Source organism: Flavobacterium flabelliforme, from assembly GCF_017948675.1.
In the GTDB taxonomy this organism is placed as follows: Bacteria; Bacteroidota; Bacteroidia; order Flavobacteriales; family Flavobacteriaceae; genus Flavobacterium; species Flavobacterium pygoscelis.
In genome coordinates this window covers 1-228 of record NZ_JAGFBU010000052.1, presented here as the reverse complement: position 1 = coordinate 228, position 228 = coordinate 1, and the positions used below count along the sequence as shown (strand labels likewise).

Genomic DNA, 228 nt, shown 5'->3' with positions numbered 1-228 from the left:
CGCTGTGGTAACTGGAACGGTAAATGGCGATGTGATTGACTATACGTTAAGCACCACCGCTACGACGACTTCAGCAGTAGGAAGCTATCCAATTGCAGTGGCTTTAGGCAGTAATCCAAACTATACGATAAGCACAACAGACGCGCTATTAACGGTAACACCAAAAGCGATCAACGTGAGTGTGGTAGCCGATAATAAAACCAAAGTATACGGAGACGCGAACCCAGC

1 protein-coding gene is annotated in these 228 nt (G+C 46.9%); it reads left to right on the top strand.

Going from position 1 to position 228, the window contains the following annotated elements:
- On the top strand, positions 1-228 hold a 228-nt coding region (locus J3S90_RS15830; RefSeq protein ID WP_210646991.1), incomplete at both ends, for an MBG domain-containing protein.